This is a genomic window from Streptomyces sp. TM32 (assembly GCF_004122755.1).
Taxonomy (GTDB): Bacteria; Actinomycetota; Actinomycetes; order Streptomycetales; family Streptomycetaceae; genus Streptomyces; species Streptomyces sioyaensis.
The window spans coordinates 1-9,055 of the sequence record NZ_SDIG01000220.1; the positions used below are offsets into that span (position 1 = coordinate 1).

The following is a 9,055-nucleotide window of genomic DNA, read 5'->3' on the forward strand; positions in this document are numbered from 1 at the left end:
CCGTTACATCGAGCCCGAGCTGCGCCACCCGATGGGTTCACCGGGCTGGCTGGGCGCCCCCAGCCCGCCTACCGCACTCCCACCCCCGAACGCACAAGCCGGGCCGCCGACGTGCCCAGGCCGGTCGGGGCGCCCAGCCAGCCCGGTGAACCCATCGGGTGGCGCAGCTCGGGCTCGATGTAACGGCGGCAGCCCTGGTGCCAGGTGAGGATGCCGGCCATCCAGTTCTCCAACTCGTGGACGTAACCGTCGAGCGCCTTGCGGGCCTCCGGCGAGAGGTCGAAGTCGTCGTAGACGACCGGGAGTTGATGGGCCGCGACGTGCCGGAACTCGTTCATGCGGGAGGTCATGAGGTCATGGATGATGTGCAGCGCGGTCGGGTAGTCGCAGTCGAAGAAGGTCTGCACGACCAGGATGCCGTTGTGGACCTCGCCCTCGTACTCGATCTCCTTCTGGTACGAGAAGACGTCGTTCATCAGGCAGGCGACGTCGGCGGCGGAGTTCTCCAGTGAGCGCAGGGCGCCGGTGCGGTAGACCTCCGGCGGGACCTGCCGGCCGTGGCCGATGCGGCTCAGGCTCATGGTGAGGTCGGAGCCGAAGGTCGCCCGGCGCATCTCGATGTAGTCGACCGGGTCGGGGATCCGGTTCTGGATCTGGTTGTCGAGCTCCCACAGCCAGCTGGCCGTCATCGTGTCGACGCTCTGGCGGAACGCCCGGCGCGCCTCAAGGGTCATCGGCTCCGCCGTACGGGGCCACAGGTCCGCCAGCCCGCGTTCGAGGGCGTTGACCGGCTCCGGGGTGGGCGCCGCGAGGTCGAGGGGCATGAAGGACGACAGCCGCTCGGTGCACACCTTGGCGGCCACCAGGTCGCGCGGCCGCCCGAAGACCTGCGGGTAGTAGTCGTCCGCATAGGTGCCCCAGGCCAGCCATGCGGCGCTGAGGTCCAGTTGTTCGGGGGTGGCGTCGGGGTGGATGCCGGCCGCGCACAGCGCCAGATCGTGCCGGATCATCGCGGGCTCGTCCCAGACGTCGGACAGCGGCACGCCGGGCTGCGGCCGGAGGATGCCCATCCGGTGCGCCCACTCGACGACGCGGCGGCGGGCGCCCGCCAGATGCGGGCTGAGGGTGGTGGCGAACGGCATGTGGATGTCGGGGATGTGGGACGGGCCGACCTTCCGGTGCGGCACATGCGTGGTGCTGCGCAGACGGTGCGCACCGGCCGTGGCCAGGGCGCGCCGCAGATCCGCCGCCGAGGTGCCGAGTCCGCCGAGGGGGAACGGCGACCAGGCGGGCGAGGTGCGGGCCGCGGATCCGCCGCCGTTCATGTAGCGGCTGGAGCGCATGTGCCATTCATGGCCGCCGGACTGCCAGTCCTGGAGCCCCTTGGCGTACGCCAGCACGTCCGCGCAGGAGTGCGGGTCCAGGCCCTCCTCGGCGAAGAGCGCGGGGAGTTCCGCGAGGACGGTGTTCTCGAACTGCTGCAACCGCGAGGTGATCAGGTCGTTGACGGCGTCCGCGGCCTCCTGGGTGGTGCACCGCAAGAAGGTCTCCAGGACCAGGACGCCGTTGCTCAGCTCGCCCTCCTCCTCCGTCTCCCGCTGGTAGGAGAAGAGGTCGTTGCGCAGATGGACGCCGTCGGAGAAGGTGTCGCGCAGCACCCGCAGCGGCCGGGACCCGGCGACGGCGGCGGGGACCTCGGCGCCGGTCGCGTACTCCACCAGGCCCGCCGACCAGGGCGCACCACCGACCTTGCGGCGCATCTCGATGTACTCGACGGGGTTGGGCACCCGGTGGATGTCGATGTTGGACAGTTCCCAGAGCGACTCGTTGAGCAGATGCTCGGTGCTCTCGGCGAACCGCCGCCGCCAGTCCATGGACATCTGCGGCACGGTGCGCGCCCACAGGTCGGCGAGGCCCGCCTCGACGGGGTTGACCGGCTCGGGAACGGGCGCGGCCAGGTCCATCGGCATGAACGCCGGCAGCCGGTCGAGGTACGCCTTGCCGCCCTCCCGGTCCAGCGTCCGCTTGAACGTCTCCAGGAAGTGGTCGTCGAAGAAGAAGACCCAGACGTACCAGTCGGTCACCAGCGAGAGCGCGTCGGCGTCGCATTCCGGGTGGGTGTAGGAACACAGCAGGGCGTAGTCATGGGCGTCGAGGTCCGACTCCTCCCAGATGCCGGAGCCCTCCAGCATTCCCATGTCGCGCGCCCACGTCTTGGAGTGCGTACGGGCCGCCTCCAGGTGCGGGTTCAGCCGCGCCGGGTGGGGCGTGTAGAAGGTGGGCAATTCGAATGGCTGCTGCGACACCGTTGCTGGCCTCTTCCCCTGCGTACGGAGGGACGGCGCGCCGATCCACGCCCCCCTTGAACGGGGGCAGCGCTACCCCGGTGGTCGGGGGCTTAGGCCTTATGGAGGAGGAGCTTCCGCCTCCATGCCGCTTCGGTTCGAAGTGCGCTGAACCAGGCTTATTTCTGGCTGACTTCTGGCCGCTTTGTTTCGCCTGTGGTGGTCGGCCGGCCGATCGCCGCCGTCCGGCCGTGCGCCGCCGTCCGGCCGTTCACCGCTGTCCGGCCGTTCACCGCCGTCCGGCCGTTCACCGCCGTCCGCAGGGCGAGTTCCGCGAGCGCCTCCGGGGCGCCGGCCTGGCCGCGGATACCGGGGAAGGCATTGATGTCCACGAGCAGCGGCGCGCCGCCGCCGGCGTCGAGGACGTCCACGCCGTAGACGTCCAGGCCGAAGATCTCGCCGGCCCGCAGCGCGGCGGCCCGCCAGCTCGCGGGCAGTTCGCCGGCCGGCAGCGACCGGGTCGGCCCGCGGCCGCCCGGGGCCAGCTCCGAGCGGCGCAGCCCGGCGAAGAGCCGGCCGTCGACCACCCACAGCTTGTGGTCCCAGCCGCTGTTCGCGGTGAACTCCTGGACCACCACCGGCTCCTGGGCCCAGTCCGCGGCCAGTTCCCGCAGCCCCGCGGCGCTGTCGGCGCGGGCCACCAGGTCGTGGCGCCGGCTGAACCGGCTCTTGAGCACCAGCGGAGTGGCCGGTTCGCCGGCCGCCGCCAGCCGGCCGACCGTGGTCAGCGCGGTGGTGGCGGCGAACGGCAGCCCGGCCGCGCGGGCCACGTCGGCCATCGCGACGCGGTCCTGGCAGCGCGCGGTCGCCGCCGCGGAGTTGAGCACCGGGGCGCCGTGCTCCTCCAGGAAGGCGGCGAGCGCCAGCGCCCGCGGGGTCCGCGCCTTGAGGAGATAGACGTCGGCGAGCGGGAAGAGGCCGGGGCCCGCGGTGGCGCTGCCCGGATCCAGCGGGACGACCTGGTGCTCCGGGGCCAGCAGCGCGGTGACGGCGGCCAGCAGCGGATGGCCGGGGTCGGCGGTGAGCAGACAGATCCTCATCGGCCGCCGCCGAGGGGCGCGGTGGGCCGGGCCGGGCGCGGAAGAGGGGGCCCGGAGCGCGGCGCCGTCGGGGCGGCTCCCGCCTTCGGCAGCCCCGACGCCGGTCCGGCCCCCGTCTTCGACTGCCCCGACGCCCGTCCGCCCTCCGGCCCGGCCGCCCACCCGGCCGCCGGCGCGGCGTCCCGCCCGCTCGTCCCGCGCCGGGCGAGCTCCAGCACGGCGGCGGACACCCGGGCGACCGCGTCCGGCACCTGACGGAAGCTGGGGAAGTCGTTGATGTCGACGACCACCGGGCCGTCGGGCCCTAGCAGGATGTCGACGCCGTAGAGGTCGAGGCCGAAGACCTCGCCGATCCGGGCGGCGATCCGGGCGACCTCGGCGGTGAGCGGCACCTGACGTTCGCGTACGTCGTGCCCGGGGTGCAGGGGCGAGCACCGCTCGGTCGCGTACAGCTCACCGGCGACGCTGTAGACCTTCAGATCCGTACCGGAGTTGGGGACGTAGGGCTGGGCGATGAGCAGTCCGCCGCCCCCGTCGCCCGTGCCCGCGGAGCCGTCCGGCGCCACGGGCTCCAGCAGCCGCTCCGGCGTCGCCACCAGCCGGACCGCGCGCCCCGAACTGCCGTCCGCGGGCTTGACCACGAGCGGGAACTCCGCCTCGGGTATCTCCGCGAGCTCCTCGGGCCGGGCCGCCGCATACGTCACGGGGACGGGCAGCCCCGTACCACGGGCGAGCACCGCGGCCAGCGCCTTGTCGCGCACCCCCCGGATCGCCCGGACGTCGTTCACCGTCGTCAGCCCGGCGGACGCCGCGGCCTCCAGCAGGGTCAGCCCCGGACCGCCGGAGACGGTCTTGAGGACCCAGGCGTCATGGCTGCCCGCCTGGATCGCGTCGGACAGGGATATCAGCGAGCGGCCCGGCCACAGCACGTCCACCTGGTGGCCCCAGGCGCCGAGTTGGCGGATCACGTCCAGCGGCATGCCGTCGTGGCGGTACTGCTCCTCCACCAGGAAGCAGAGTCTCATCGGGGCACCCTCGTCATCGCCGCACGTCCGTCCACCGTCCGCCCGGCAGATCCATGACGTACCAGGATCCCATGCGGGGATCAGGCAGCGCCGTGGGCCTACGCACCCGGCACCTGTGCCCGCGCTCGTGCGGCTGCTCCCGTAGCGCGGTGGCCATTTCACGGACGACCGGCACCCCGCCCGCGGCCGGGCGGCTGACCTCTGGGCACACGTCGAGGCGGGCCGAGCGGCCCCGCGCGCCCGGTGTCGCTACGGTAAGGCGACCGCGGCCGAGCGGGACCAGATGCAACGGGAGGTCCATTGAATCCTCCCCCGCCTAGAGGCGGGGGATTCCTGGCTCACGTCGGCTGCGGACCAGCGGCCCGTCAGCTCTTACACGATCAGCACCAACCGGGTTGAGACCAGCCCGGACGAGCATCACGCGGGCGGAGTTCTTGTCTCTGGGCGAGACGGCTCCGCACGCGGTGCACGTGTAGGTTCGTTCTGAGAGAGGTAGTGCGTGCTTGGTTCTCGCTCCGCACCGTGCGCAGTCCATGGTGGTGTGCGCGGGGTGGACCAGGTACACGGCCCTGCCGTGCTTGCGGCCCATCTCGACCAGGGCAGCCTTCGTGGCGCCGATGGCCGCATCCGCTGCCTTGCGAGCCATCGTGGACTTGGCCAGGAACTTTGGGCGGAAGTCCGCCACGGCCAAAGCGTCGTGATCGCGCACGAGACGCTTGGCCCACTTGCGGGCGCTGTCCTGGCGTTGCCGGGCGACCTTCTTGTGCACCTTGGCGGCCTGCTTCTGCGCCCGGCGGTAGCCCTTGGACTGAGCCTTGCCGCGCGGGGCGCAGCGGCGGGCCATCATCCGCTGGTAGTGCGCCAGGCGCTTGGCAGCCTTCTTTCCGTACTCGACATGGGGAAGGTCGTGCTCGTTGCTGGTCGTGGTCGCGGTCTCCTTGACGCCCCAGTCGATCCCGATCACCGCGCCGGTTTGTGGCAGGTGCTCGGTGGTGGTGGCCACGACGAACGAGGCGTACCAGTGCCCGATGCTGTCGCGGTATACGCGCACGGACGACGGGGGCTCGGGCAGCTCCCGCGACCACACCACCGTCAAGACGACGCCGCCAGCGAGGCGCAGGCGGCCGTCCTTGATCCGGAATCCGCGCTGCGTGTAGTTGAGGCTGGGGTCGGCCCGGTGCTTCTTCTTGTACTTCGGCATCCCCGCCCGCTGCCGCATTGGCAACCGGCCCTTGATGTCCTTCAAAGCTTTGGCACGCAACGTGGCGAAATCGCGTACGAGCTGCTGCTGAGGAACGCTGGATCCTTCACGCAGCCACGCCATGCGGGTCCGGGCCTCGGTCAGCATCTTGTCCAAACGAGCCGGACCGCACTTCTCGCCCTCGGCATACGCCTTCATCGAGCGGGCGCAGCACTCATTCCACAGCCACCGGCACCGCGCCCACTCCGCCTCAAGCAAGGCAGCTGCGGTGGACGACACGCGAAGGCGGTAGGTGTACCGGGCACGCCCGGCACCTGCCCTTTCCTGTGCCGTCGTCATGAACACCAACCTATCTGGGAGGTACGACAGTTGAGATTCATTGATCTTGGCGGGCCACCTCACCACCGCGACGAGTGGACGCCGAATCCCCCTGACGGCAATCCGGCTTTCCCTGCCCCGCTCCGGAAGGCTCCGATTCTCACCCGCAAGCGGGAGGTACCCCCACCCCGGCCTGAAGGCCGGGGCATCCTGGGAGGTATCCAGTGACCAGCAAGGCCGCACCCTTCGACGAACTCGACCGCAAGATCATTGCGGCGCTGATCGACAACGGCCGGGCGAGCTTCGCGGAGATCGGTGGCGCGATCGGGCTGTCGGCCACCGCGGTGAAACGGCGGGTGGACCGGCTGCGGGAGAGCAAGGTGATCACGGGGTTCAGCGCCACCGTCCGGCCGTCCGCACTGGGCTGGCTGACCGAGGCGTACGTCGAGGTGTACTGCGACAGCGCCGCCCCGCCCCGGCGGCTCGCGGAGGTCGTCCGCAACCATCCGGAGATCGCCGCGGCGATGACCGTCACCGGGGGCGCCGATGCGCTGCTCCATGTGCGGGCGACCGATGTCGAGCACTTCGAGGAGGTACTCGAACGCATCCGGACCGAACCGTTCATCCGCAAGACGATCAGCTACATGGTGCTGTCCCATCTGCTGCCGGAGAGCCCGGAGGCCGGCGCCGGCGGATCCTTCGGCCAGACCGGCGCAGAAAACGTGCAGAAATAGCCGCCGACACGCAGTATTGCTGCGCCAATACGCAGCATTTGTTTCTTGATGCCGGAATCCCTCGCTCCGTACCGTGGAAAACACGAGGTGACAACCCTTAACGGTCTGTCACGGCAGGAGCGGAGCGGAGGGATGTCCGTGCTGACGAGTCGTGTGCCGCGCCCGCGGCGCTTTCTGGTGTGCGAACCCCGGCACTTCGATGTGCAGTACGCCATCAACCCCTGGATGCGGACGGACGCACCGGTCGACACCGCGCTCGCCGCCCGCCAGTGGGAGGCCCTGAGGGGCGCCTACCGGGCGCACGGGCACACGGTGGAGACCGTGGCGCCGGTGCCCGGACTGCCGGACATGGTGTTCGCGGCGAATGCGGCCTTGGTCCTGGCGGGGCGGGTCTTCGGCTCGCTCTTCCACGCCCCGCAGCGACGGCCGGAGTCCACCGCGTACGAGACGTGGTTCAAGGCCGCCGGCTTCGACGTCTACCGGCCGGAGTCGGTGTGCGAGGGCGAGGGCGATCTGGTCCCGGCGGGCCCCTATGTGCTGGCCGGCACCGGCTTCCGCACCACCCGCGCCGCCCACCAGGAGGTACAGGAGTACTTCGGGGTGCCGACCATCAGCCTCCAGCTGGTGGACCCGCACTTCTACCACCTCGACACCGCGCTCTTCGTGCTCGACGAGGAGAACATCGCGTACTACCCGGAGGCGTTCTCACCCGGCTGCCGCGAGGTGCTCGCCCGGCTCTTTCCCGATGCGGTGCTCGCCACCCGGGACGACGCCATGGCCTTCGGGCTCAACTCCGTCTCCGACGGCCGCCATGTGTTCATCGCGCCCCAGGCGACCGGCCTCATGGGCCGGCTCGCCGCCCGGGGCTACGTCCCCGTCCCCGTCGACCTGTCCGAGTTCCACAAGGCCGGCGGTGGCATCAAGTGCTGCACCCAGGAGATCCGCTGATGACCGCTCCCACTCGTACCGCCCCGGTGCTCGCTCCCCGTTCGTCCGCGGAGCTGATCCAGGCCGAGGGCCCGGTTCTCGCGCACAACTACCACCCGCTGCCCGTGGTGGTCGCACGCGCCGAGGGCGTCTGGGTCGAGGACGTCGAGGGACACCGCTACCTCGACATGCTGGCCGGCTACTCGGCACTCAACTTCGGCCACCGGCACCCGGCGCTGATCGAGGCCGCACACCGCCAGCTGGATCAACTCACCCTCACCTCCCGCGCGTTCCACAACGACCGGCTCGCCGGCTTCGCCGAGGGCCTCGCCGAGCTGACCGGCCTGGACATGGTGCTGCCGATGAACACCGGCGCCGAGGCGGTGGAGAGCGGCATCAAGGTCGCCCGCAAGTGGGCGTACGACGTCAAGGGCGTCCCGGCGGACCGGGCGACGATCGTGGTGGCCGGCGGCAACTTCCACGGCCGGACGACCACCATCGTCGGCTTCTCCGACGACGACGACGCCCGCGTCGGCTTCGGCCCCTTCGCCCCCGGCTTCCGCACCGTCCCCTACAACGACCTGGCCGCGCTCGAAGCGGCCCTGGACGAGACCACGGCCGCGGTGCTGATCGAGCCCATCCAGGGCGAGGCCGGCGTCCTCATCCCCGACGACGGCTACCTCACCGGCGTCCGCGAACTGACCCGGCGCAACGGCTGCCTGTTCATCGCCGACGAGATCCAGTCCGGCCTGGGCCGCACCGGAAAGACCCTGGCCGTCGAGCACGAGTCCGTCGTCCCCGACGTGCTCCTCCTGGGCAAGGCCCTCGGCGGCGGCATCGTCCCGGTCTCCGCGGTCGTCGCCCGCCACGAGGTGCTCGGCGTGATCGGCCCCGGCCAGCACGGCTCGACCTTCGGCGGCAACCCCCTGGCGGCCGCGGTCGGTTCGGCCGTGATCGAACTGCTCGCCACCGGGGAGTTCCAGGGCCGCGCCACCGAGCTCGGCGCACAGCTGCGGACCGGCCTGACCGCGCTGACCGGCAAGGGCGTGACCGGCTTCCGCGCCCGCGGCCTGTGGGCGGGCGTGGACATCGACCCCGCCCTCGGCACCGGCCGGGAGATCAGCGAACGCCTGATGAAGGAAGGCATCCTGGTCAAGGACACCCACGGCTCGACGATCCGGCTGGCCCCGCCGCTGACCATCACATCCGAAGAACTGGACACGGCGCTGGGCTCCCTGGCGCGGGTGCTGCTCTAGCCGCGGCCCCTCTCCGGCCTCGGCCTCCGTCTTTGCCCCGAGCCGTCGGGCAGCCCTGCGCGACCAGGGCCTGCCCGACGGCTCGACCCGCTGAAAAACCACCCCCGGCGCGCCCGTAAACACCCTCGCGACGGCCTTTGACGGCACCCTGAACGGCCGCCCCCATGTCGAGTACGGAAAGAAGGCTGCCAAGCGCCTGGCGCACTACC

The 9,055-nt window shown here is 71.2% G+C and carries 7 protein-coding genes; 3 read left to right on the forward strand and 4 right to left on the reverse strand.

Translation table 11 applies throughout. The annotated features are described in order from the left end of the window. Positions 1–68: 68 nt before the first annotated feature. From EST92_RS29240 to EST92_RS29255, 4 genes are all read right to left on the reverse strand, one after another. Positions 69–2,306: a family 2 encapsulin nanocompartment cargo protein terpene cyclase gene (locus EST92_RS29240; RefSeq protein ID WP_129283713.1), complete on the reverse strand. Its 2,238-nt coding sequence runs from the start codon at positions 2,304–2,306 to the stop codon at positions 69–71. A gap of 158 nt (positions 2,307–2,464) precedes the next feature. After that, entirely contained in the window at positions 2,465–3,385 is a 921-nt protein-coding gene (locus EST92_RS29245) for an alpha-L-glutamate ligase (RefSeq protein ID WP_254069104.1), read from the reverse strand. Continuing rightward, a complete protein-coding gene (locus tag EST92_RS29250) occupies positions 3,382–4,410 on the reverse strand; it encodes a hypothetical protein (RefSeq protein ID WP_129283714.1) in 1,029 nt (342 codons plus the stop codon). Before EST92_RS29250 ends, EST92_RS29245 begins: the two co-directional genes overlap by 4 nt. A 316-nt stretch (positions 4,411–4,726) precedes the next feature. After that, a complete protein-coding gene (locus EST92_RS29255; protein ID WP_129283715.1) occupies positions 4,727–5,950 on the reverse strand; it encodes an RNA-guided endonuclease TnpB family protein in 1,224 nt (407 codons plus the stop codon). A 203-nt stretch (positions 5,951–6,153) separates the two neighbouring features. On the opposite strand from EST92_RS29255, the gene EST92_RS29260 reads away from it, so the two are divergent. The 3 genes from EST92_RS29260 (at position 6,154) to rocD (ending at position 8,846) form a co-directional block, all read left to right on the forward strand. After that, on the forward strand, positions 6,154–6,663 hold the full coding sequence (locus EST92_RS29260) for an Lrp/AsnC family transcriptional regulator (RefSeq protein WP_129283716.1): 510 nt from the start codon (positions 6,154–6,156) through the stop codon (positions 6,661–6,663). 132 nt (positions 6,664–6,795) lie between these two features. Continuing rightward, positions 6,796–7,611 (forward strand): dimethylargininase, encoded by an 816-nt coding sequence (gene ddaH / locus EST92_RS29265; protein WP_254069107.1) that lies wholly within the window; start codon positions 6,796–6,798, stop codon positions 7,609–7,611. Then, a complete protein-coding gene (gene rocD / locus EST92_RS29270; RefSeq protein ID WP_129283717.1) occupies positions 7,611–8,846 on the forward strand; it encodes an ornithine--oxo-acid transaminase in 1,236 nt (411 codons plus the stop codon). The genes ddaH and rocD overlap by 1 nt, the downstream gene beginning before the upstream one ends. Positions 8,847–9,055 lie beyond the last annotated feature (209 nt).